The sequence below is a fragment of the Klebsiella sp. 10 genome, assembly GCF_018223925.1.
In the GTDB taxonomy this organism is placed as follows: Bacteria; Pseudomonadota; Gammaproteobacteria; order Enterobacterales; family Enterobacteriaceae; genus Klebsiella; species Klebsiella pneumoniae.
The window spans coordinates 207820-229393 of sequence record NZ_JAGRRB010000016.1; the positions used below are offsets into that span (position 1 = coordinate 207820).

Here is a 21574-nt window from a genome sequence, read left to right on the forward strand (position 1 = left end):
TTACCAGCGTGGAATTGTCGTCGTCACGTCGCCATTCTGCGCGCGCTGACGCATAAAGTGATCCATCAGAACGATCGCCAGCATCGCCTCAGCGATCGGTACGGCGCGGATGCCGACGCACGGATCGTGACGCCCTTTGGTGATCATCTCCACTTCTTCGCCAAAGCGGTTAATCGTATGACCGGGAACGGTAATACTGGAGGTAGGCTTCAGCGCGATGTTGGCAACGATCTGCTGGCCGCTGCTGATGCCGCCAAGAATGCCGCCGGCGTGGTTGCTCTGGAACCCGGCTTTGGTGATCTCATCGCGGTTTTCGCTGCCGCGCAGCTTCACCACCTCGAAGCCGTCGCCAATTTCCACCCCTTTCACGGCGTTGATGCTCATCAGCGCGTGGGCGATATCGGCATCCAGGCGGTCGAAGACCGGCTCGCCGAGGCCTGGCGGTACGCCGTCAGCCACTACCGTCACTTTCGCGCCAATGGAGTCGCCCTCTTTTTTCAGGCCGCGCATCAGTTCATCCAGGGCGTCGATTTTATCCGGGTCCGGGCAGAAGAAGGGGTTCTGCTCAACCTGATCCCAATCTTTGATGGCCAGCGGAATATCGCCCATCTGCGTCAGGCAGCCGCGAATGACGATGCCGAACTTCGCGGCAAGGTATTTTTTGGCAATCGCCCCGGCCGCTACGCGCATCGCGGTTTCGCGCGCAGAAGAACGACCGCCGCCGCGATAGTCGCGCAGACCATACTTTTGCTCGTAGGTGTAATCGGCGTGGCCCGGACGGAACAGATCTTTGATCGCGCCGTAATCCTGCGAACGCTGATCGGTGTTCTCAATCAGCAGACCGATACTGGTCCCGGTGGTAACGCCTTCGAAGACGCCGGAGAGGATTTTGACCTGATCCGGCTCGCGACGCTGCGTGGTGTAACGCGAGGTACCCGGGCGACGACGATCGAGGTCGTGCTGCAGGTCGGCTTCGGTCAGCGGGATGCCCGGCGGCACGCCGTCAACGATGCAGCCCAGCGCCAGACCGTGCGATTCGCCGAAGGTAGTGACGCGAAAGAGTTGTCCAATTGTATTTCCTGCCATCACGGCTCCAATCTTTTTCGTTATGTTGGCGTGTTGTTTTTTTAGTCTTTATAAATACCGAAGTGCGCACGGGCGTCAATCAGCTGCTGTTTGGTCAGCATAAAGACCCCGTCGCCGCCGTTATCAAACTCAAGCCAGGTAAACGGCACATCCGGATACTGCTCCATCAGATGTACCATGCTGTTACCGACTTCACAAATCAGAATCCCGTCGTCGCTGAGATAATCCGGCGCGTTGCCGAGGATACGGCGCGTTAACTTCAGGCCGTCGCTTCCGGAGGCCAGCCCCAGCACCGGCTCATGCTCATACTCTTCCGGCAGATCGGCCATGTCCTCTTCATCGACATACGGCGGATTGGTGACGATCAGATCGTACTGCAGCTTCGGCAGATCGCGGAACAGATCGGAACGGATCGGCGTAACGTGATGGATCAGGCCGTGGGACTCAACGTTGTGCTCGGCGACGGCCAGCGCGTCCGGGGAGATATCTACCGCATCGACTTCCGCTTCCGGGAAGGCATAGGCGCAGGCGATGGCAATGCAGCCGCTACCGGTGCACATATCAAGGATGTGCTGCGGCTTATGGTTAATCAGTCCGGCAAACTGGTTATTGATCAGTTCGCCAATCGGGGAGCGCGGCACCAGCACCCGCTCATCAACGTAAAACTCATGCCCGCAGAACCATGCTTTGTTGGTCAGATAGGCGACGGGAATACGCTCGTTCACGCGGCGAATCACCCGCTCTACAATGCGGTGTTTCTCGCTGGAGGTCAGGCGCGCAGTGCGCATGTCTTCCGGGATATCCAGCGGCAGATACAGTGAAGGCAGCACCAGCTGTACCGCCTCGTCCCACGGGTTATCAGTCCCGTGACCGTACCAGATATTAGCAGCGCTGAAACGGCTTACCGCCCAGCGCAGCATGTCCTGAATGGTATGCAGCTCATTGACTGCCTCATCAACAAAAATTTTATCCACGACATCCTCCAGGGCACACTCTGCTATAAATTCGGCGGCTAGTGTGCCATGAAGACGGCGATAAATCAGCATTCTTGCGATAAGGGGCGGGGGAAAAAACAGGTTTTCCTTGCCCGAAGGGATATTGAGTCGGGTAAACTAGCGCAAAGTATGAATGAGAGCGGACAATGAAAAAGAAGACATCGCTTAGCGAGGAGGATCAGGCGCTGTTCCGTCAGCTGATGACCGGCACGCGGAAGATCAAACAGGACACTATTGTTCACCGCCCGCAGCGCAAGAAAATTACCGAGGTTGCTCCTAAGCGTTTGCTGCAGGAACAGGTCGATAACAGCCACTATTTTTCCGATGAGTTTCAACCGCTACTGAATACCGAAGGCTCGACGAAATATGTCCGCCCCGACGTCAGCCATTTCGAGCTGAAAAAGCTGCGCCGTGGAGATTATTCGCCTGAGCTGTTCCTCGATCTGCATGGGCTTACCCAGCAGCAGGCCAAACAGGAACTGGGCGCGCTAATTGCCGCCTGCCGCCGCGAGCATGTGTTTTGCGCCTGCGTGATGCACGGGCACGGGAAACACATCCTCAAACAGCAAACCCCGCTGTGGCTGGCGCAACATCCGCATATTATGGCGTTTCACCAGGCACCAAAAGAGTACGGCGGTGACGCCGCACTGCTGATATTGATTGAGGTCGAGGAGTGGCAACCGCCGGAGCTGCCGTAACGGCGGGCTCCGGGGGGCCGTCAGATGGCGTTGGCCATCTTGAGGTTGCAGGGGCTTTTTTGCCAGAGGAACTCACCTTTGCCGTCGGCATCCAGCGTCACGCAGGCGATAGCCGAGGTGGTGAACATCGGGGGCGTTTCCCCCGGACACAGCTCTGAGACCAGATACCCCACCAGCGGCAGGTGGGAGACAACCAGCGCCGTCGCCACGCCTTCATTCGCCAGCGCCTGCAGATAGGCGCTCACCATTCCCACATCACCGCACGGCGTGAGCTCCGGCATCACGTCGACATGTTTCGGCAGGTTCATGCACTCCCCAACAATATCCAGCGTCTGTTCCGCACGCAGATAGGGACTGACAAGAACGCGCTCAATATCCACTTTTTGACCTTTCAGCCAGGTTGCCATCTGACGAGACTCATCACAACCGCATACGGTTAATGGACGAACCGAGTCACTGGCTGCATCGAGGGCAGCGTCGCCGTGACGCATAATAAAAACTTGCATATTGCACCGCTTTTGTTAACCAGAAGCACCGTAGTTTGGCCTGCGAAGACAATACGCAGGTGACCCGGTGGCCGGGCATTGTGCCTGATCCATTCCACGAATGAAACGCTGTTTTTTACCTCAATGGCGTAAGTATAGTCAATCATTGTTTACAAAACAGCCAATCAACAGCGTCGTCCGCAGCCGGATTTACCTTCTTTGACCACAACTTAGGTCAGCCGTTCATCCGCTGGCCAAAAGGTGGTCCCCTGTTCAGCCATGCGTAATAAAGTGTCACAGGGTGTAAAACGTGGGCCGAACTGGGCGGCCAGGCGCTGCAGGATCGCGGCAACTTCACCCGCGCCGATAGTATCCATATACCGGAACGGGCCGCCAAGAAATGGCGGAAACCCTATACCAAAGACGGCGCCGATATCGCCATCGCGCGCGCTCCGGATAATCTGCTCATCAAAGCAGCGCGCCGCTTCGTTAAGCATCATCATCACACAGCGCTCCGCCACCTGCTGCGCGGAGAGCCGCGACTGCGGGCGGCCGATGCCGAGCAGCGGATAGACTGCCGGGTCGGGCCGTTTTTTGCTTTTACGCCCTTTTGTCTCATAAAGATAGAAACCACGATTATTTTTTCTGCCTTTGCGATCGTCCTTCAAAATCGCGTCAATGATGTTTGCAGGCGGGCTAAAACGTTCTCCAAACGCGCCCTCCAGCACGGGGATAATTTTGGTGCCGGTATCGATACCCACCTCATCCAGCAGTTGAATCGGCCCCACCGGGAAACCGAATTTAACCAACGCGTTATCAATGACTTCAATCGGTTCGCCTTCCACCAGCAGGCGCATCGCTTCATTGATATACGGCGCGAGGATACGGTTCACATAGAACCCCGCTTTATCTGCGACAACAATCGGCGTTTTCCCCTGCCGTTTAGCCAGCTGCACCACGGTGGCGATAGTCTGCGGGTCGGTTCCCTTGTGCGGGATCACCTCAACCAGCGGCATTTTTTCCACCGGACTGAAAAAATGCAGGCCGATTACCTGCCCCGGGCGGCTGGCGTGAGCGGCAATATCGCCGATTGGCAACGATGAGGTATTCGACGCAAAGATGGTCTGCGGCCCGCCGTATTGTTCCACTTCGCTGACCATCCGCTGTTTGAGAGCCAGGTCTTCAAATACCGCCTCGATCACCACATCGCGATGAGCAAAGCCCTGATAGTCGGTAGTGCCGGAGATCAGCGCCATCTGACGATCGCGCTCCACTGGGCGCAGTCGACGCTGACGAACCTGTTTATTCAGCAGATCCCAGCTGTACTTTAAGGCGTGGTTGATGCCACGCGGCTGGATATCTTTAATCCGCACCGGCAGCCCACCCTTACAGGCGGTCACATAGGCGATCCCCCCGCCCATCAAGCCACCGCCCAGTACTGCAACGCTTCTCAGCGGGCCGGGGCCCGCCTCGGCGCCAGGGTCTTTTTTCAGATCGGTACTGGCAAAGAAGATCGATCGCAGCGCCTGCGACTGCGGGCTCATCGCCAGTTCGCCAAATGCGCGCGCCTCTTCAGCGTATCCGCTGCTGCAGCCATGGGCCAGACCATTCTCGACGACCTGCAAGATTCGCTTCACCGCCGGGTAATTTCCCTGCGTTTTGCGCTGCGTTTGTTTACCGACAAACTGGAATAACAGATGGCGCCCCAGGGGCCCTGCCAGTACGCGTTCACGAACAGGCACCTCCCGGCTGGTCGGTCGTCCCTTCAGCGCCAACTCCACCGCCGCCTGCAGTAAAATCGCCTGCGGCACCACCTCGTCCACCAGACCGGCCTTCAGCGCCTGCCGCGGCCGCAGCTGCTTGCCGGTGAGCATCATATCCAGCGCGGTGCTGACCCCGATCAGCCGCGGTAAACGCTGCGTCCCGCCGGAACCCGGCAGCAGGCCAAGCTGTACCTCCGGCAAGCCGAGTCGGGTTTTTTCGTCATCGCTACAGATACGGCCATGACAGGCCAGCGCCAGCTCCAGACCGCCGCCAAGGCAGGCGCCGTGGATAGCGGCAATCACCGGGATCGACAGGCCATGGATCTCAGCCATAATCTGCTGTCCCTGGCGCGCCAGCGCTTCCGCCTCCTGCGCGCTGCGGCAGCGGGCAATCATGTTGATATCAGCGCCGGCGATAAAGTTATCCGCTTTGGCGGAGATAAATACTACGCCGCGCACTGACTTATCGTCACGTAACTGGCGTATCAATCCCCGTACCTGACTGCCAAATTCGGCTTTCAGGGTATTCATTTTTTCACCCGGGGCATCAATGGTGATCACCGCGATTTTGTCCGCACGGACCTCAAGCTTAAAAGCGGAAACAGTATCCATTATTCAGCCTCCACGATCATCGCCGCACCCAGACCACCTGCCGCGCAGGCCGTCACCAAACCAAATCCCCCGCCCCGTCGCCGCAGCTCATGCAGCGTCTGGGTGATCATCCGCGCGCCGGTGGCGGCGAAGGGGTGACCGTAGGCGATAGAGCCGCCGAGGACGTTAAACTTGCTTTCATCTACCTCACCGGTGGCCTGCGAGCGGCCCAGCACCTCGCGGGCAAAGCGGTCGCTTGCCAGACACTGGAGATTGGCCAGCGTCTGCGCAGCGAAAGCTTCGTGCATATCGATAAGCGTGAGATCCGCCAGCGTCAGGCCAGCGCGCTCCAGCGCCAGCGGCGTGGACCACGCGGGCCCCAGCAGCATATCCTGCCAGACGTCGATGGCGGTAAAGGCGTAGCTGCGCAGATAGCCCAGCGGCCTCAGCCCCAGCTCTTTAGCCCGCGACTCGGTCATCAGGATCACCGCTGCCGCGCCGTCCGTCAGCGGCGTACTGTTGGCGGCGGTGACGGTGCCATGTTTGCGGTCAAAGGCCGGGCGTAACTTCTGATAATCTGCGAGCGTTGAATTTTTACGAATATTGTTGTCCTGCTCGAGCGGTTCGCGGAAAGGGGGAGCATAGGCGGTCATCACCTCTGCGGACAGTTTACCCTCTACCCAGGCTTTCGCTGCCAGCTGGTGCGAACGATGCGCCAGGGCATCCTGTTGCTCGCGGGAGATCCCCCAGCTTTTCGCCATCTGCTCGGCGGTATCGCCCATCCGCAATCCGGTTGAATATTCAGCCACCGCCGGGGGGACCGGCAGCAGGTCGCGTGGCCGCAGACGGGAAAACAGCTTCAGCTTTTGGCTCAGCGTGCGTGCCTTATTGGCATCCACTAGCGTGCGGGCCAGCGTTTTACTGACCCCAATGGGCAGGACAGAGGAGGAGTCGGCGCCGCCGGCAATACCGGCGCGGATGGTGCCGGCCATCAGGCTTTCAGCGACGTTCGCCACGGCCTGGAAACTGGTGGCGCAGGCGCGGCTGACGCTATAGGCGTCGGTATGTACGCTCATGCCGGTACCCAGCACAATTTCCCGGGCGATGTTCGGCGCTTCCGGCATCTGCACCACCTGGCCAAAGACCAGTTGCTCGATGACTTCGGCAGGAATGTCGCTGCGCGCCAACATCTCGCCAACCACCATTTTTCCTAAATCAATGGCCGGAACGCCATGAAAAGCCGTAGCCTGACGAGCAAATGGCGTGCGTAGCCCCGTGACAATGGCAATGCGATCGCCCTGACGGGTGATAAGCGGTAATGCCTGACTCATAACACTCCCCTGTTAACCAAGACAACCAAGTGGTCTGACCTGATAACATTCTTAACTAATTTTTTACATTAAGCCAATCGGAGAAGCGCAAAATTGCGAGCCAAAACACAGTGAAAAGAAAAGGAAACGCCCCTTATCAGGGGCGTCGAGGGGGAAGGATTAACGTAAGCCCAGCTGGAAGATCAGGGATTCTGCTTCGCAGCTGAAAACAAAATCGATATCCAGCTGCACACCGCCGTCAACGTCAGTGAAGGTTGGGTTAATTTGGCACGGCTCAGATTCGACATTGCGGGCTTTTTCGCTTAACGCGGCGAGCGTTTGCTCGGCTTCAGCGCGGTTGGCGAATACGTGGCTGTAGGAGGCGATGCAGTCGGTGTTGTCAACAATCGTGCCAACATCCATACAGCAGCAAACCGGGGTTTCATCAGCGCTACATTTACTCATCGTAGATTTCCTCTGGAGATGCACCTTCGGTGCCAGAAAAATGATGTGCCTATTTTACGCCCTGTCCCCAGTGAGCCTCCAGCCGAGAATCGCTCTGCCGGCGTTAAGTGACAGAAATCACACTTAAAAATGATCTAAAACAAAAATCCCCTTCTGTCCCCCTTGCTCTCTCCGAGATTTTTGCCAGCTGGATCGCGTTTCTGTTATCACAATTGAAAAACTTCATAAACATACTTGCAACAAATCATCTGGTCAGACCTATACTCAGCGCACTGGTCTGATTTCTTGGTTGTACCGCAGACCCTACACTCCCGCGCTTCTGTTACGGCATGTAACATAGTTTAAAAAAAAATAACTCAATGAGGTTATGGGCATGAGCCAGAAAACCCGCTTTACCCAATCTGCCCTTGCAGTGGCTGTCGCACTTGTTTCCACCCAGGCCTGGTCAGCAGGCTTCCAGCTCAACGAATTCTCTGCATCGGGGCTGGGTCGTGCCTATTCCGGTGAAGGGGCGATCGCTGACGATGCTGGTAATGCCAGTCGTAACCCGGCATTAATTATGATGTTTGACCGCCCGACCATGTCGGCGGGCGCCGTGTTTGTCGACCCGGGCGTTAATGTTTCGGGCACCTCTCCCACCGGCAAGAGCCTGAAAGCAGACAATATCGCCCCGACGGCGTGGGTGCCCAACTTCCACTTTGTCGCGCCGATTAACGACCAATTTGGTTGGGGGGCGTCTATCACCTCTAACTATGGTCTGGCAACAGAGTATAACGATGATTATGCGGCCGGCAGCATGGGCGGTAAAACCGACCTGACCACCGCGAACTTCAACCTGAGCGGCGCCTACCGCCTCGACAGCAACTGGAGCTTCGGCTTAGGCTTTGACGCGGTCTACGCCAAGGCGAAGATCGAGCGCTATGCAGGCGATCTGGGGCAGATTGTCGCAGGCTCTGGCGCGCTGCCGCCGGCGCTGGCGGGCCAGGTAGCGAAGATCCCGGCCGACACGCAGATCGCCCATCTTAATGGCAACGCGTGGGGCTTCGGCTGGAACGCCGGGATCCTCTATGAGCTGGATAAGAATAACCGCTACGGTTTAACCTACCGTTCTGAGGTCAAGATCGACTTCGACGGTAACTACCGCAGCAGCCTGCCGGCGGCCTATAACCAGATCCTCGGCAACTTCGGCCTGCCGGCGGGCACCAGCGGCCAGACGACCAATGGTTCGCTAACCCTTAACCTGCCGGAAATGTGGGAGCTGTCCGGCTATAACCGCGTGGCGCCGCAGTGGGCGGTCCACTATAGCCTGACCTACACCAGCTGGAGTCAGTTCCAGGAGCTGAAAGCCACCGGCAGCAACGGCCAGACGCTGTTCTATAAAGAGGAAGGCTTCAAGGACGCCTATCGTCTTGCGCTGGGGACCACCTATTATTATGACGATAACTGGACCTTCCGTACCGGTATCGCCTTCGATGACAGCCCGGTGCCGGCTAATAACCGCTCTATCTCTATTCCGGACCAGGATCGCCTGTGGCTGAGCGCGGGTACCACCTACGCGTTCAATAAAGATGCCTCGGTTGACGTCGGCGTTTCATACATGCACGGGCAGCATGTTGAAATTAAGGAAGGCCCGTATACCTTCCGTTCCGAAGGAACCGCCTGGCTGTACGGCGCTAACTTCAACTACCGCTTCTGATAAGCAGCGCGCCACAAAAAAGGGTGAACATTATGTTCACCCTTTTTTTATCATTCGCCGATCACTGTGAATCGATATCCTTCAGCTCATCCTGAATAGCCTGAGCATTCGGGTTGTCCGCCGGGGTCAGCTTACCGCCGTTGGCGATAAAGTCATGACGCTGGAAGTAGGCTTCACGCATCAGAATGTAAGGGTCGGAAGACTGGCGCAGCAGGCCGTCGGAATCCAGCAGCTGAGCACGTGTCTCAATCCCTTCCACCGCCCATTTACCGATCGACATCGGCCAGGTCAGCCAGGAGAGCACCGGATACAAGCCATCGGCCATATCGCCGCCTTCGTCGCGCAGGGTAAAGCTTCCATAGAACGGCAACTGAACATACGGGCCATAGCCAACGCCATAATGCCCAAGCGTACTGCCGAAACGATGTGGCTCAACCCGCTGTAGCTGCGGATTCGCCATCCCGGCCACATCGATAAGCCCACCCATACCGAGAATGGTGTTCAGGAAGAAGCGGGTAAAATGCACCATACCTTTATAGGGGTCGCCCTGCAGGAAGTAGTTCACCATCACTGCCGGCTCTTCCAGGTTACTGGTAAAATTGCTTAACCCGTTGCGCGCCGGCTGTGGGACGTAGTCGCGCCATGCCACCGCGACGGGGCGAAGCACGTAAGGATCAACCACGTTAAAGTTGAAGTTAAACATCGTGCGGTTAAACCCTTCTAACGGGTCTGAGCGCCCCTGCGGCCGATCGCCAGAGCTGGAACTGGCACATCCCACCAGCAATGTGACGCCAAGCGCAAGCGCCGACAGGCGATAATTCATAGATGTCTCCCTGGTTTTTATGGCTATCGCGAGTTGCCATCCATGACGGAAAGACAACGCTTCCGCCCGTAAAGATGTGAGCGATTGTAACAGCACGTTGAACGATGTCTATATCACCCAAGTTGTTGATTTGATCTTAGCCTGGGAATAACGAAATCGCGGGGCTCCTATTCTACCGGAGCGACAAAAATCTGACGTTACCATTTTTGCGATTTCAGAGTATGCCCAGCCAGACGGCAGGGAAAGCCGCTACGCTATAACTATACAGATTGATAGCGAGGGCCACGAAATGGATGAACTAGACAATAACAAATTAAAGGCAGAGGATGACGAAAGAGAAGTGGAAAGTGAGGAAAATCAGCGTGGTGAAGAGATCGAAGTAAATGAAGATCGCCTTCCCTCGCGGGCGATGGCGATCCATGAACATATTCGCCAGGAAGGGGAAAAAGAGATGGAGCGCGATGCGCTGGCCCTGCTATGGTCAGCGATTGCGGCCGGCCTGTCGATGGGGGCCTCCCTGCTGGCGAAGGGAATTTTTCACGTCAAACTGGAGGGGATCCCGGGCGGTTTTTTGCTGGAAAACCTCGGCTACACCTTCGGCTTTATTATCGTAATTATGGCCCGCCAGCAGCTGTTCACTGAAAATACGGTCACCGCCGTTCTGCCGGTGATGCATAATCCCACCCTCGGTAACGTCGGTTTGCTGATGCGGCTATGGTCGGTGGTGCTGGCGGGCAATCTCATCGGTACCGCGGTGGCCGCATGGGCCTTCAATTATATGCCTATTTTTGATGAGCCAACCCGTCAGGCCTTTGTCAGCATCGCCGAAGACGTAATGAAAAACAGTCCGACAGAGATGTTCGCCAATGCGATTATTTCCGGCTGGCTGGTCGCCACCATGGTCTGGATGTTTCCTGTCGCCGGCGCCGCCAAAATCGTGGTGATTATTCTCATGACCTGGCTTATCGCCCTGGCGGATACCACCCATATTGTGGTGGGCTCGGTCGAGATCCTTTATCTGGTGTTTAATGGAAATCTGCCCTGGAGCGACTTTATCTGGCCGTTCGCCCTGCCGACCCTGGCGGGAAATATCTGTGGCGGGACCTTCATCTTCGCACTGCTGAGCCATGCGCAGATCCGTAACGATATGAGCAGCAAGCGAAAAGCGGAAGCTCGCGCCCAGGCGGCGGAGAAAGGGAAAAAGGCCGACCGGGCATAAAAAAAGCGCCCTGAGTGGCGAGGGTTTAAGCAGTCAGACGGTATGGCTCTTACTCAGGCGGGCAAAAAACGCTATACTCGTGCCGCCTTGTCCCCTTAGTTAAATGGATATAACGAGCCCCTCCTAAGGGCTAGTTGCAGGTTCGATTCCTGCAGGGGACACCATATAAAAGTTGCCCGCCATTGACCACGATGACCTAAACGCCAGCCAGAACGTATTCTTCTCGTAATCATAATTAGCCAACGATTTCAGTATGGTTAGTCCTGCCAGAAAGGAACGTGTCTTTGTCAATCACGCACACAATAAACCGACAGCAACGCGCATTTCTGCGTACAATACCTTCTGACTTTTTCAGTCACTAGCCGCGACCTTTTACAACCTTCTCTGGACGATACAGGAGCCAGGCGTTGATATGAAACAGATCACCCTCAGCGATATGCAGCAGCAGAGCGAAGCGGCAGCCAGTGCTCCGCGCCTGCGTGCCCATCGCAATTTTCATCCCGAACTAAGCGACCCGATACAGCGTCTGGCCATCGCCATGGAACCCGGCACCTATATCCGCCCCCACCGGCACAGACATACCTTCGAACTTTTACTGCCGCTGAAAGGCCGATTTGTGGTACTGAATTTTGATGACCACGGCGTGGTCACCAACCGGGTGGTGCTGGGTGAAACCTGTACGGCGCTGGAAATGGAGGCTGGCACCTGGCATACGGTGCTCTCGCTCGACGCAGGCGGCATGGTATTTGAAGTCAAACAAGGCGCTTATCAACCGCTTGCCGAAATGGACACTATGGCCTGGGCGCCTGCTGAAGGCCAGCCAGGCACTGCCGAAATGATGGCCTGGTATGCCATCGCGCAACCGGGTGACCGCTTCCTGTCTATGCCGCAATAACTACAGGTAGGTTCGACAGGCGCCGCAGGCGTCTGTTTGATACTTCCTGCCGACCACAATGTTTGCCAAATTGACCGTCCCTTTTTTCGTGCTCCGCTCATACTCACCTTAAATATTGCTGCTAAACAGGAAGAAACGCTTATATTCAGCAAACTATTTTTCTCTACGAATAAGAGATGATAAGATAACGGGAAAGAGTAAATACGCGGCAGCAAAACAATAAAAACAGCCAATTTATCGATATATCATTCTCAATGTGAATGGATTTTGTTAATCAGGTAAAGGAAGTCAGCAGAAAAAATAAATCATTGTCATTGATGCTTTTGCTCACCATGGCGATATATTTTTTCATCGACATACAATTCTTATGAATATTACAGAACGGAATATCTGGAAGCTAAATAATTTACCGCCAATGGAGTATTGCTCTCTGGCGCGGGCGCAAAAATTATTAAACTGCGAACTGGAAGACATTCTTCACTGGCATGATATTGGCGCAATCAATCTATGTCTTAAGCTTAACCCAACGCCGGGAATATTAAAAATCGCCGTCCTCTCCCATCAGGAAAAAGAGGTAACCAGCGCGTTTAATCCATTTACCTCAGTCGAGGCAGGAGAAACAGTCTGGTCGCATCACTCCCATATCCGCAGCATTCTGCGGCTTGAAGGCGATATTCCGACGATGGAAACCCTGCGCGGAAATACGGTAACCCAGTTCAACGTAAAGGTATTTGCTTCAGGGCTCTGGCATCCACACTGTCGGAACCTAATGGCGCTGCTGGAGGCGCCAGATGATATTCTTTACGAAAACCGCCTCAGCATGATGCTGCCGGATAAACCATTTGTTTATTGTCATTTCATTCCAGAGGAAGACGAACGCCCCTCGATATCATTGAACCGCATCTATATCACCAGCCAGGCCATTGAGAAAATATACGCCCACAGTATTAGCGCCCGGCCTATGGACGTGACGAAAAATCCGCTACTGGATCAAACCCGTTACATCCAGCAGGAATTAACCGTCCTGCCGCAAAGTGAGGTATTGCTGGAATTTATCCATTATCTTATTCAGTCCCATACTGTATTTAATGAGAAGTTGCAGAGTATGGCTGAGCCAGACAAGACTCAGCTCTTTCATCACGTGCTGGAAAGGCTTAAGGAAGAAGGCATGCTTATAGAGAATGCCCAGCCCGATGAAGGCGATATCGGCAGCGAAGCCAGCCGTGAGTCGCAGTTCGCCGGCGAGTAACGTAGTCCTTCAGGCAAGGGACTGGCGGTTTTCCTGCTCAATCGTTATCGCGTTCTCTCGGGCCAGGGTGATGAATTCGCGCGCTGCGGCGCTCTGCCAGGCGCCCTGCCGCTGCAATAAACAGGCCGTGCGCTGCAGCAGCGCAGGTCTTAGCTCAATCGCCACCACATCATCAAACTGCCCGGCGATCGCCGCCGGCAGCAGCGTTGCTAACGTTGTGCTTCGAATAACCGACAGAACGGCCCCGATGGAGTTGGCCTCCATCCGCACGTCTGGTTCGAGCCGATGAAGGCGGCAATAACGATCAATCTGCTCGCGGGTAGCAAACTCGCTGCTCAGTAAAATTAGCGGCTGGGCGTCGAGAGCCTGCAGTTGCAAGTCGCGCTCTCCTGCCAGCGGATGCGCACGGCTCACCACCAGCGCAAGCGTTTCCGTCAGCAGCGGCTGAACCACAATTTCCTGTGACCGGCAATCGTCAAAGGCAATCCCCACATCCAGTTCATCCTCCAGCAGCATCGCCTCCATCCGCTCCTGGTTCATCTCCTGGATAAGCACTTTTACTCCAGGGTAGCGTCGGTAGTACGCCTCCATCAGCGGGCCCAGCATATAGGTAGTGAAAGTTGGCGTCATAGCAATGCGGAGTTTACCGTGCTGGAGATCTTCTGCGTCATGCAAGGCGCGCCGACCTTCCTCAAGCTCGCGTAACGCGCGACGGGCATACTCCAGCCAGATCTCACCGGCATCGGTCAGGCGAATACGTCGGCCAGAGCGGTCGAAAAGCTGAACCTCCAGCATCGCTTCCAGCTGGCGTATCTGCTGTGACAGCGCAGGCTGGGAGACATGCAGCGCCGCGGCGGCGCGGGAAAAGCCACAATGTTCAGCCACAGCGATAAAGTAGGAAAGTTGGCGCAGAAGCATCGGCCCACCTATAAGAAATTCCAATAGGCATTATCATAAATAAGTCTTTTAACTTATGAAACAAGAGACGTACCCTCTTCGCACGACCCTCAACATATTTCACCTTTAACATCGTTTTATGCAGGAGTGACTATGTCCGCTCACGATCGTTATCTTCAGCGCGCATTAGTGCTGGCAAAACAAAACATTGCTGACGGTGGGCGCCCCTTCGGCGCCGTGCTGGTGCGGAATGATGAGATTGTCGCTGAAAGCGTCAATACCTTTCATCTGAGCGGTGACCCAACGGCGCATGCCGAACTGAACGCCGTTCGCGATCTTGCCGCCAGACTGGGAAGCGCGGTGTTGCGTGAATGCGTCATCTATGCCAGCGGACAACCTTGCCCTATGTGCCTGAGCGCGCTCTATTTAACCGGCGTGCGGGAAGTGTTTTTCGCCAATAGCAATCAGGACGGGGAGCCTTTTCAGCTCTCGACCGCCGCGATTTATCAGCAGCTGCAGCAGCCGCTGGCCCAGCAAACGCTGCCGATCCATCATCGCCCGCAGCCGGAGGGAACTGAACTTTATCAGCGCTGGGCGGAACGGCAGTCATGACACCAGCGCTGCGACAGAACCTGACGCTGGCAGTCCTGGTACTGACTGGGATCAATATGCGGCCGCTGCTTACCTCCATTGGTCCTTTGCTGCCGGACATCCGCGCAGCCAGCGGCATGAGCTATACCCTGGCCGCACTCCTGACCGCGCTGCCGGTGATCGCGATGGGGGTGCTGGCGCTGGCCGCTGGCTGGGTCGATCGCTATATCGGTCAAAAGCGCAGTATTGCGCTGAGCCTGCTGATTATCGCGGCAGGCGCCCTGCTGCGGGAAATCGCTCCGAATAGTGGCTTACTACTCACCAGCGCTCTGGCCGGAGGAATTGGCATCGGCATTATTCAGGCCGCCATCCCGGCGGTAATTAAGCACCTCTTTCCCCGACGGACGCCGCTGGTGATGGGACTATGGTCAGCGGCGCTGATGGGCGGCGGCGGGTTAGGCGCCGCGTTCACCCCATGGCTGGCGTCACATAGCGCGGCCTGGCATGATGCGCTAGCCTGGTGGGCGCTCCCTGCGCTCCTGGCTCTGCTCAGCTGGCTGGCGATTTGTCGGCATTTGCCTCGCGCACCGCATCAGACCAGCGCTTCCCCCCGGGTCGCGATTATTGGCCAGCGCCGCGCCTGGACGCTGGGACTCTATTTCGGACTGATCAATGCCGGTTACGCCAGCCTGATCGCCTGGCTGCCTCCTTACTACATCCAGCTAGGCGACAGCGCCCAGTACAGCGGTTCGCTGCTGGCGCTGCTGACCGTCGGGCAAACCGCCGGCGCGCTGCTGCTCCCGGCGCTGGCTCGCCAGGAGGATCGGCGCCAGCTTCTTCTGCTAGCGCTGGCGCTACAGCTGATTGGCTTCTGCGGCTTTATCTGGCTGCCAGAGCATTTCTCTGCGCTCTGGGCCATTGCCTGCGGCGTGGGGTTGGGCGGCGCGTTTCCTCTGTGCCTGGTGCTGGCGCTGGATCACGCCGGACAACCGGCGGTGGCCGGCAGGCTGGTAGCCTTTATGCAGGGGATCGGATTTATCATCGCCGGTCTGTCGCCCTGGCTTTCCGGCCTGCTGCGTAGCCTGAGCGGGAACTACACGCTTGACTGGTCCTGGCATGCGATCTGCGTCCTGCTACTCATGGCGCTGACGCTGCGCTTTATCCCGGCACACTACCCGGCCGAGTGGCGACAGCGCGCCTCAGACCTGCCCTGAACCGACGGCGGCGCGTGGCAAAGATAATGCCGCGCGCTCTCGTTGGCCTTCTCCGCCCGCCCCATCGCTAAAACCCGTTTCCTTCGCGTCGCTGGCGCTAAATTTATTACCCTGTGAAATTAATGTGTCGCCGAATCACGACACTCGTAAGTAACTAAAAATTAATAAAAAAATGCCTCTTGTTTCCCTGATTTTTTAGGCGTACATTAGCGCCATCTGGAGCACTAAACGCACAGAATTACGGGCTGCTGCAGGGTGAAGTTACACTGGCGACAGCCCTTGAAAAACAGAACAATTAATTCATTTGAACGTCGCACAAGCGCGTGGAGTGATGAGTCGTGAAATACTTCTTTATGGGCCTCTCTTTTATGGTCATCGTTTGGGCCGGTACTTTTGCCCTGATGATCTAGACTGCAGCGGTGTCAAAAAAAACGGGAGCCTTCATGCTCCCGTTTTTATTTTGCCGTGCTGCCCGCAGCGCTAGCTCGCGGAGGCCAGCAGACCATCCGCGCGGAACATCGCCTTGATACCGCGGATCGCCTGGCGCGTACGGTCCCGGTTCTCGATCAGCGCGAAGCGGACGTGGGTATCACCATAGTCGCCAAAGCCAATCCCCGGCGAGACGCAAACCTTCGCTTCATTAAGCAGCTTTTTCGCAAACTCCAGCGACCCCATGGCGGCGTAAGGTTCCGGTATTTTCGCCCACACGTACATAGACGCTTTCGGACACTCCACCATCCAGCCGGCCTCATGAAGCCCTTTGACCAGCACATCGCGACGGCGCTTATACTGTTCGGCAATATCGCGCACGCACTGCTGATCGCCCTCCAGCGCAGCTATCGCCGCCACCTGCAGCGGAGTAAAAGTCCCGTAGTCATGATAGCTTTTGATACGAGCGAGGGCATTCACCAAAGTCTTATTACCCACCATAAAGCCAATGCGCCAGCCGGCCATGTTATAGCTTTTCGACAGGGTAAAGAACTCGACGGCGACATCCCGCGCGCCGGGCACCTGCATGATGGAGGGCGCTTTCCAGCCGTCATACACGATATCGGCATAGGCCAGATCGTGGACGACCAGAATGTCATACTGCTTCGCCAGAGCGACAACCTTTTCAAAGAAATCCAGTTCGACGCACTGCGCGGTCGGATTTGAGGGAAAGCCAAGGATCATCATCTTCGGCTTCGGATAGCTCTCGCGGATGGCGCGTTCCAGCTCGTTAAAGAAATCCACCCCTTCCACCAGCGGCACTGAGCGCACCTGCGCCCCGGCGATTACCGCGCCATAGATATGAATCGGATAGCTGGGGTTCGGCACCAGTACGGTGTCGCCATGATCCAGCGTCGCCAGCATCAGGTGCGCCAGCCCCTCTTTCGAACCAATGGTGACGATCGCTTCCGATTCCGGATCGATATCGACGTTATAGCGTTCTTCATACCAGCGTGAAATGGCGCGACGCAGGCGCGGGATCCCCCGCGAGGTAGAGTAACCATGGGTGTCAGGCCGTTGAGCAACGGTGCAGAGTTTTTCCACGATATGCGGCGGCGTCGCGCCATCGGGATTACCCATACTGAAATCGATAATATCTTCGCCGCGCCGACGCGCAGCCATTTTCAGTTCAGCAGTAATGTTAAAAACGTACGGAGGGAGACGATCGATACGCGTAAAACGGCGTTCAGGACTGGATTCAGCCATAGGTTCCTCTAATTAACGTTAGCGCCCGGACCGTCCGAGCGACGCTGCCGCTGTTGCGGCTCGTTTAGAAAATAACCTGAAAAAATTCATGTTGTCGAGAGGCCCGTTAAAAAATATTCCCTGGCATATAAAACGGGTATCGACTGCGCTAAATGCGGCAGTTCATTGGCGGAATAATCCCGGGTTGTATAAAAGTGGTAACACACTGATATCTTTCTTAACACAGAATATTATCGTTAATGGCGAAGACCGCCGCTATCGCGATGCTTTTTAATTAATCCCCTTTAAAAAGTGCGACTTTTCCGCTTTATGGTTCCACGGCTGGTCTTCTGCCGTCAGGTTTTTTATCATGTCCCTTTCTGGCCACTGACGCGGCGCACCCATGCACGAAATCTTTACTATGATGCTGGCGGTCTATGATCGTGCGGCCCTGATGCTTATTTGCCTCTTTTTCCTTATTCGCCTGCGCCTGTTCCGCGAACTGTTGCATAAGTCGGCCCATACTCCGAAAGAGCTGCTGGCGGTGACAGCCATTTTCTCGCTGTTCGCGCTATTTAGTACCTGGTCCGGCGTCCCGGTTGAGGGGTCCCTGGTGAACGTGCGCATTATCGCCGTGATGTCCGGTGGGATCCTGTTTGGTCCCTGGGTGGGCGCGATTGTCGGGGCGATTGCCGGCGTGCACCGCTATTTGATTGATATCGACGGCGTGACCGCGGTGCCCTGCTTTATCACCAGCATTGTCGCCGGCCTGCTGTCGGGGTTGATTAATCGTAAAGTGGCCCGCGAACAACGGTGGAAAATCGGCATTCTGGCGGGGATGATGTGTGAAACTCTGACCATGATCCTGGTGGTGGTCTGGGCGCCTTCCCTGAGTCTCGGCGTAGATATTGTTTCGAAAATTGGTATCCCGATGATCCTCGGCAGCGTCTGCATCGGCTTTATCGTGCTGCTGGTGCAGAGCGTTGAAGGGGAAAAGGAGGCCAGCGCGGCGCGGCAGGCGAAACTGGCGCTCGATATCGCCAACAAAACCCTGCCGCTGTTTCGACACGTTAACAGCGATTCTCTGCGCCAGGTTTGCGAGATTATCCGCCGCGACATTACCGCCGACGCGGTGGCGATCACCAATACCGAGCACGTGCTGGCCTACGTGGGCGTCGGTGAAGCCAACTATCAACGCCACGACGATATGATTAGCCCCACCACCCGGCAGGCGATTCGTTATGGGAAAATCATCATAAAAAACAATGACGAAGCCCACCGTACCCCGGAGATCCACTCCTTGATGGTGATCCCGCTGTGGGAAAAAGGGGTGGTGACCGGCACGCTAAAAATCTATTACTGCCACGCCCATCGCATCACTTCGACGCTGCAGGAGATGGCGATTGGCCTGTCGCAAATAATCTCCACCCAGCTGGAAGTCTCCCGCGCCGAACAGCTGCGGGAGATGGCCAACAAAGCGGAGCTGCGCGCCCTGCAAAGCAAAATTAACCCGCATTTTTTATTTAATGCGCTGAACGCGATCTCCTCCTCGATTCGCCTTAATCCGGACACCGCGCGCCAGCTCATTTTTAATTTGTCGCGCTACCTGCGCTATAACATCGAATTAAAAGACGATGAGCAGATTGATATCAAACGAGAGCTGTATCAGATCAAAGATTATATCGCTATTGAACAGGCGCGATTCGGCGACAAGCTGACGGTCATCTACGATATTGACGACGACGTCAGCTGCGTGATCCCGAGCCTGCTTATCCAGCCGCTGGTGGAAAATGCCATTGTTCACGGTATTCAACCCTGTAAAGGCAAAGGCGTGGTGACGATCGGCATTAACGAGTGCGGCAATCGGGTACGCATCAGCGTTCGCGATACGGGCAACGGTATCGATCCCGCCGTGGTCGCCCGCGTGGAAGCCGATGAGATGCCGGGTAACAAAATCGGCCTGCTCAATGTGCATCATCGGGTGAAACTTCTCTACGGCGAGGGTTTGCATATCCGCAATCTGACGCCGGGAACCGAAATCGCCTTTTATGTCCCCAATAACTCTACGCCGCAGGCGCTGACGGAGTCGCTGTTGTCATGAGCGGAGAAAAGATGAAAGTTATCATTGTGGAGGATGAGTTTCTGGCCCAGCAGGAGCTCTCCTGGCTTATTAACACCCATAGCCAGATGGAGATCGTCGGCAGCTTTGACGACGGCCTGGACGTGCTGAAATTTCTCCAGCACAACAAGGTCGACGCCATCTTTCTCGATATCAATATTCCGTCGCTCGACGGGGTTCTGCTGGCGCAAAACATCAGCCAGTTTGCCCATAAACCTTTTATCGTCTTTATCACCGCGTGGAAAGAACATGCGGTGGAAGCCTTTGAGCTGGAAGCCTTTGACTACATCCTGAAACCTTACCAGGAGTCGCGCATCATCAATATGCTGCAAAAGCTGACCACCGCCTGGCAGCAGCAAAATAACGCTGCTTCAGGATTAGCCAGCGCAGCGCCACGGGAAAACGACACCATCAATCTGATCAAAGATGAGCGGATCATCGTCACCAGTATTCATGATATTTATTATGCCGAGGCGCATGAAAAGATGACATTCGTCTATACCCGCCGGGAGTCATTCGTCATGCCGATGAACATTACTGAATTCTGCAGCAAACTGCCCACCGCGCATTTCTTCCGCTGCCACCGCTCGTATTGCGTAAATCTCAGCAAAATTCGGGAAATTGAGCCGTGGTTCAACAACACCTATGTGCTGCGCCTGCGTGACCTGGAGTTTCAGGTTCCGGTCAGTCGCAGTAAAGTGAAAGAGTTTCGCCAGCTGATGAATCTGTAGAGAGCGGAAAGCACCGCCATCCGGGCTACGACGGTAGCCCGGGAAAAGAATGCTTAAAGCACCTGGCCCAGCGTCTGACGCAGATGCGCGCCGGAGCCCAGCAGGCCTGGGTTATCATGCACGATCAGGTAAACCGGGATATCCTGAACATAAGCTTTAAAACGGCCTTTGTCTTCAAAACCGCCGCGGAAACCAGAGGCTTTAAAGAACTCCAGGAAGCGCGGCACGATGCCGCCGGCGATATACACCCCGCCAAACGTCCCGAGGGTCAGCGCCAGGTTACCGCCGAAGCGTCCCATAATGACGCAGAACAGCGACAGCGCCCGACGACAGTCGGTGCAGCTGTCCGCCAGCGCTCGCTCGGTCACCTCACGCGGCTGCAGGTTCTCCGGCAGTCGGCCGTCCGATTTGACAATCGCGCGATACAGGTTGACCAGCCCGGGACCTGAGAGCACGCGTTCTGCGGAAACATGCCCCAGCTCGGCGCGTAGCTCTTCCAGAATGATCCCTTCTTCTTCGCTGTTCGGGGCAAAATCAACATGACCGCCTTCGCCCGGCAGGCTGACCCAACGCTTATCAACGTGGACCAGATGCGCCACGCCGAGCCCGGTCCCGGCGCCATAAACAGCGATCGGTTTGCCCGCTACCGGCGCACTGCCGCCAAACTGAATAAGGTGCTCAGCTTTCAGCATCGGAATGGCCATTGAAACAGCGGTAAAATCGTTAATTATCTCCAGATGGGCAAAGCCGAGGTTGCGCTTCATTTCGGCGATAGAGAAAGCCCAGGTATGGTTGGTCATCGCCACCCAGTCGCCGGTAATCGGGCATGCGATGGCGATACAACCTTCGTTGACCGTTACCTGATGCTCCTCGAGATAGACGCGCACCACTGCCTCCAGACTGGGGTAATCGAGCCCGGAATAGGTCTTTGCGCGAGAGATCTCTCCACTCGCCAGATCACATAGCGCCAGGCGGGCGTTGGTCCCCCCGACATCTCCTACTAAAGCAAATTTTGTCATTCCGTTACGGCTCCGCTAAAGTCAAAATAAATCTTTTGGCACACTGTAAATTCA

General features: G+C 56.0%; 22 protein-coding genes and 1 tRNA gene. 12 read left to right on the forward strand and 11 right to left on the reverse strand.

Annotated elements, in window-relative coordinates:
* Together aroC and prmB are read right to left on the reverse strand one after the other, a co-directional pair.
* A complete protein-coding gene (aroC, locus tag KHQ26_RS18900; protein WP_002913342.1) occupies nucleotides 1-1086 on the reverse strand; it encodes a chorismate synthase in 1086 nt (361 codons plus the stop codon).
* A 41-nt stretch (nucleotides 1087-1127) separates the two neighbouring features.
* Complete coding sequence (gene prmB / locus KHQ26_RS18905; RefSeq protein ID WP_002913346.1) at nucleotides 1128-2060, reverse strand: 50S ribosomal protein L3 N(5)-glutamine methyltransferase; 933 nt, start codon at nucleotides 2058-2060, stop codon at nucleotides 1128-1130.
* 167 nt (nucleotides 2061-2227) lie between these two features.
* Between prmB and smrB the strand changes: the two genes are divergently transcribed.
* Nucleotides 2228-2779, forward strand: a complete 552-nt coding sequence (gene smrB / locus KHQ26_RS18910) for an endonuclease SmrB (RefSeq protein ID WP_002913348.1) — start codon at nucleotides 2228-2230, stop codon at nucleotides 2777-2779.
* Between the two features lie 20 nt (nucleotides 2780-2799).
* Here smrB and sixA read toward each other — a convergent pair whose 3' ends face one another.
* From sixA to KHQ26_RS18930, 4 genes are all read right to left on the reverse strand, one after another.
* On the reverse strand, nucleotides 2800-3285 hold the full coding sequence (gene sixA / locus KHQ26_RS18915) for a phosphohistidine phosphatase SixA (protein ID WP_002913355.1): 486 nt from the start codon (nucleotides 3283-3285) through the stop codon (nucleotides 2800-2802).
* Between the two features lie 209 nt (nucleotides 3286-3494).
* The gene (fadJ, locus tag KHQ26_RS18920) at nucleotides 3495-5639 is read right to left on the reverse strand and encodes a fatty acid oxidation complex subunit alpha FadJ (protein WP_004174952.1); all 2145 of its coding nucleotides are present in this window, start codon (nucleotides 5637-5639) and stop codon (nucleotides 3495-3497) included.
* On the reverse strand, nucleotides 5639-6949 hold the full coding sequence (fadI, locus tag KHQ26_RS18925) for an acetyl-CoA C-acyltransferase FadI (protein WP_004174951.1): 1311 nt from the start codon (nucleotides 6947-6949) through the stop codon (nucleotides 5639-5641). Before fadI ends, fadJ begins: the two co-directional genes overlap by 1 nt.
* 159 nt (nucleotides 6950-7108) lie before the next feature.
* On the reverse strand, nucleotides 7109-7393 hold the full coding sequence (locus KHQ26_RS18930) for a YfcZ/YiiS family protein (RefSeq protein WP_004174950.1): 285 nt from the start codon (nucleotides 7391-7393) through the stop codon (nucleotides 7109-7111).
* A 373-nt stretch (nucleotides 7394-7766) separates the two neighbouring features.
* On the opposite strand from KHQ26_RS18930, the gene fadL reads away from it, so the two are divergent.
* Nucleotides 7767-9089, forward strand: a complete 1323-nt coding sequence (gene fadL, locus KHQ26_RS18935; protein ID WP_002913360.1) for a long-chain fatty acid transporter FadL — start codon at nucleotides 7767-7769, stop codon at nucleotides 9087-9089.
* Between the two features lie 61 nt (nucleotides 9090-9150).
* Here the strand turns inward: fadL and mlaA are convergent, their stop codons facing one another.
* Nucleotides 9151-9912 (reverse strand): phospholipid-binding lipoprotein MlaA, encoded by a 762-nt coding sequence (gene mlaA / locus KHQ26_RS18940; protein ID WP_004174948.1) that lies wholly within the window; start codon nucleotides 9910-9912, stop codon nucleotides 9151-9153.
* 289 nt (nucleotides 9913-10201) lie between these two features.
* Between mlaA and KHQ26_RS18945 the strand changes: the two genes are divergently transcribed.
* The 4 genes from KHQ26_RS18945 to KHQ26_RS18960 all read left to right on the forward strand — a co-directional run bounded on the left by KHQ26_RS18945 (nucleotide 10202) and on the right by KHQ26_RS18960 (nucleotide 13275).
* Complete coding sequence (locus KHQ26_RS18945; RefSeq protein WP_004149224.1) at nucleotides 10202-11131, forward strand: formate/nitrite transporter family protein; 930 nt, start codon at nucleotides 10202-10204, stop codon at nucleotides 11129-11131.
* A gap of 89 nt (nucleotides 11132-11220) precedes the next feature.
* Nucleotides 11221-11295 (forward strand) — tRNA-Arg (locus KHQ26_RS18950).
* Between the two features lie 248 nt (nucleotides 11296-11543).
* On the forward strand, nucleotides 11544-12026 hold the full coding sequence (locus tag KHQ26_RS18955) for a WbuC family cupin fold metalloprotein (protein WP_004174945.1): 483 nt from the start codon (nucleotides 11544-11546) through the stop codon (nucleotides 12024-12026).
* 367 nt (nucleotides 12027-12393) lie between these two features.
* Nucleotides 12394-13275 carry a hypothetical protein gene (locus tag KHQ26_RS18960; RefSeq protein WP_009309554.1) on the forward strand — a complete coding sequence of 294 codons (882 nt, stop codon included), beginning with the start codon at nucleotides 12394-12396 and terminating at the stop codon, nucleotides 13273-13275.
* A 9-nt stretch (nucleotides 13276-13284) separates the two neighbouring features.
* Here the strand turns inward: KHQ26_RS18960 and cynR are convergent, their stop codons facing one another.
* Nucleotides 13285-14193 (reverse strand): transcriptional regulator CynR, encoded by a 909-nt coding sequence (cynR, locus tag KHQ26_RS18965; RefSeq protein ID WP_002913369.1) that lies wholly within the window; start codon nucleotides 14191-14193, stop codon nucleotides 13285-13287.
* A gap of 132 nt (nucleotides 14194-14325) precedes the next feature.
* Here cynR and KHQ26_RS18970 point away from each other — a divergent pair, with 132 nt between their 5' ends.
* The 3 genes from KHQ26_RS18970 (at nucleotide 14326) to ypdK (ending at nucleotide 16387) form a co-directional block, all read left to right on the forward strand.
* Entirely contained in the window at nucleotides 14326-14784 is a 459-nt protein-coding gene (locus tag KHQ26_RS18970; protein WP_009486224.1) for a nucleoside deaminase, read from the forward strand.
* Nucleotides 14781-15977: a cyanate transporter gene (locus tag KHQ26_RS18975; RefSeq protein ID WP_004174937.1), complete on the forward strand. Its 1197-nt coding sequence runs from the start codon at nucleotides 14781-14783 to the stop codon at nucleotides 15975-15977. The genes KHQ26_RS18970 and KHQ26_RS18975 overlap by 4 nt, the downstream gene beginning before the upstream one ends.
* A gap of 338 nt (nucleotides 15978-16315) precedes the next feature.
* Complete coding sequence (gene ypdK, locus KHQ26_RS18980) at nucleotides 16316-16387, forward strand: membrane protein YpdK (protein WP_099119320.1); 72 nt, start codon at nucleotides 16316-16318, stop codon at nucleotides 16385-16387.
* A gap of 70 nt (nucleotides 16388-16457) precedes the next feature.
* Here the strand turns inward: ypdK and alaC are convergent, their stop codons facing one another.
* The gene (gene alaC / locus KHQ26_RS18985) at nucleotides 16458-17672 is read right to left on the reverse strand and encodes an alanine transaminase (RefSeq protein WP_002913372.1); all 1215 of its coding nucleotides are present in this window, start codon (nucleotides 17670-17672) and stop codon (nucleotides 16458-16460) included.
* 88 nt (nucleotides 17673-17760) lie between these two features.
* On the opposite strand from alaC, the gene KHQ26_RS18990 reads away from it, so the two are divergent.
* Nucleotides 17761-17946, forward strand: coding sequence for a phytanoyl-CoA dioxygenase (locus tag KHQ26_RS18990; protein ID WP_004188912.1), 186 nt, complete (start codon nucleotides 17761-17763; stop codon nucleotides 17944-17946).
* Here the strand turns inward: KHQ26_RS18990 and KHQ26_RS18995 are convergent.
* On the reverse strand, nucleotides 17943-18056 hold the full coding sequence (locus KHQ26_RS18995) for a hypothetical protein (RefSeq protein WP_004153200.1): 114 nt from the start codon (nucleotides 18054-18056) through the stop codon (nucleotides 17943-17945). The two genes, KHQ26_RS18990 and KHQ26_RS18995, sit on opposite strands and share 4 nt — an antisense overlap.
* On the opposite strand from KHQ26_RS18995, the gene KHQ26_RS19000 reads away from it, so the two are divergent.
* Both KHQ26_RS19000 and KHQ26_RS19005 read left to right on the forward strand, forming a co-directional pair.
* Nucleotides 18055-19752, forward strand: coding sequence for a sensor histidine kinase (locus KHQ26_RS19000; protein ID WP_004149230.1), 1698 nt, complete (start codon nucleotides 18055-18057; stop codon nucleotides 19750-19752). The two genes, KHQ26_RS18995 and KHQ26_RS19000, sit on opposite strands and share 2 nt — an antisense overlap.
* 11 nt (nucleotides 19753-19763) lie before the next feature.
* Nucleotides 19764-20501, forward strand: coding sequence for a LytR/AlgR family response regulator transcription factor (locus tag KHQ26_RS19005; protein WP_002913374.1), 738 nt, complete (start codon nucleotides 19764-19766; stop codon nucleotides 20499-20501).
* 53 nt (nucleotides 20502-20554) lie between these two features.
* Here the strand turns inward: KHQ26_RS19005 and glk are convergent, their stop codons facing one another.
* Entirely contained in the window at nucleotides 20555-21520 is a 966-nt protein-coding gene (gene glk / locus KHQ26_RS19010) for a glucokinase (RefSeq protein WP_002913377.1), read from the reverse strand.
* Nucleotides 21521-21574: the final 54 nt, after the last annotated feature.

Bases quoted from the DNA above. Each gene is read 5' to 3' on its own strand.
- aroC (WP_002913342.1), bottom strand. From the start codon at position 1,086: ATGGCAGGAAATACAATTGGACAACTCTTTCGCGTCACTACCTTCGGC.
- smrB (WP_002913348.1), top strand. From the start codon at position 2,228: ATGAAAAAGAAGACATCGCTTAGCGAGGAGGATCAGGCGCTGTTCCGT.
- sixA (WP_002913355.1), bottom strand. From the start codon at position 3,285: ATGCAAGTTTTTATTATGCGTCACGGCGACGCTGCCCTCGATGCAGCC.
- fadJ (WP_004174952.1), bottom strand. From the start codon at position 5,639: ATGGATACTGTTTCCGCTTTTAAGCTTGAGGTCCGTGCGGACAAAATC.
- fadI (WP_004174951.1), bottom strand. From the start codon at position 6,949: ATGAGTCAGGCATTACCGCTTATCACCCGTCAGGGCGATCGCATTGCC.
- KHQ26_RS18930 (WP_004174950.1), bottom strand. From the start codon at position 7,393: ATGAGTAAATGTAGCGCTGATGAAACCCCGGTTTGCTGCTGTATGGAT.
- fadL (WP_002913360.1), top strand. From the start codon at position 7,767: ATGAGCCAGAAAACCCGCTTTACCCAATCTGCCCTTGCAGTGGCTGTC.
- mlaA (WP_004174948.1), bottom strand. From the start codon at position 9,912: ATGAATTATCGCCTGTCGGCGCTTGCGCTTGGCGTCACATTGCTGGTG.
- KHQ26_RS18945 (WP_004149224.1), top strand. From the start codon at position 10,202: ATGGATGAACTAGACAATAACAAATTAAAGGCAGAGGATGACGAAAGA.
- KHQ26_RS18955 (WP_004174945.1), top strand. From the start codon at position 11,544: ATGAAACAGATCACCCTCAGCGATATGCAGCAGCAGAGCGAAGCGGCA.
- KHQ26_RS18960 (WP_009309554.1), top strand. From the start codon at position 12,394: ATGAATATTACAGAACGGAATATCTGGAAGCTAAATAATTTACCGCCA.
- cynR (WP_002913369.1), bottom strand. From the start codon at position 14,193: ATGCTTCTGCGCCAACTTTCCTACTTTATCGCTGTGGCTGAACATTGT.
- KHQ26_RS18970 (WP_009486224.1), top strand. From the start codon at position 14,326: ATGTCCGCTCACGATCGTTATCTTCAGCGCGCATTAGTGCTGGCAAAA.
- KHQ26_RS18975 (WP_004174937.1), top strand. From the start codon at position 14,781: ATGACACCAGCGCTGCGACAGAACCTGACGCTGGCAGTCCTGGTACTG.
- alaC (WP_002913372.1), bottom strand. From the start codon at position 17,672: ATGGCTGAATCCAGTCCTGAACGCCGTTTTACGCGTATCGATCGTCTC.
- KHQ26_RS18990 (WP_004188912.1), top strand. From the start codon at position 17,761: ATGTTGTCGAGAGGCCCGTTAAAAAATATTCCCTGGCATATAAAACGG.
- KHQ26_RS19000 (WP_004149230.1), top strand. From the start codon at position 18,055: ATGCACGAAATCTTTACTATGATGCTGGCGGTCTATGATCGTGCGGCC.
- KHQ26_RS18995 (WP_004153200.1), bottom strand. From the start codon at position 18,056: ATGGGTGCGCCGCGTCAGTGGCCAGAAAGGGACATGATAAAAAACCTG.
- KHQ26_RS19005 (WP_002913374.1), top strand. From the start codon at position 19,764: ATGAAAGTTATCATTGTGGAGGATGAGTTTCTGGCCCAGCAGGAGCTC.
- glk (WP_002913377.1), bottom strand. From the start codon at position 21,520: ATGACAAAATTTGCTTTAGTAGGAGATGTCGGGGGGACCAACGCCCGC.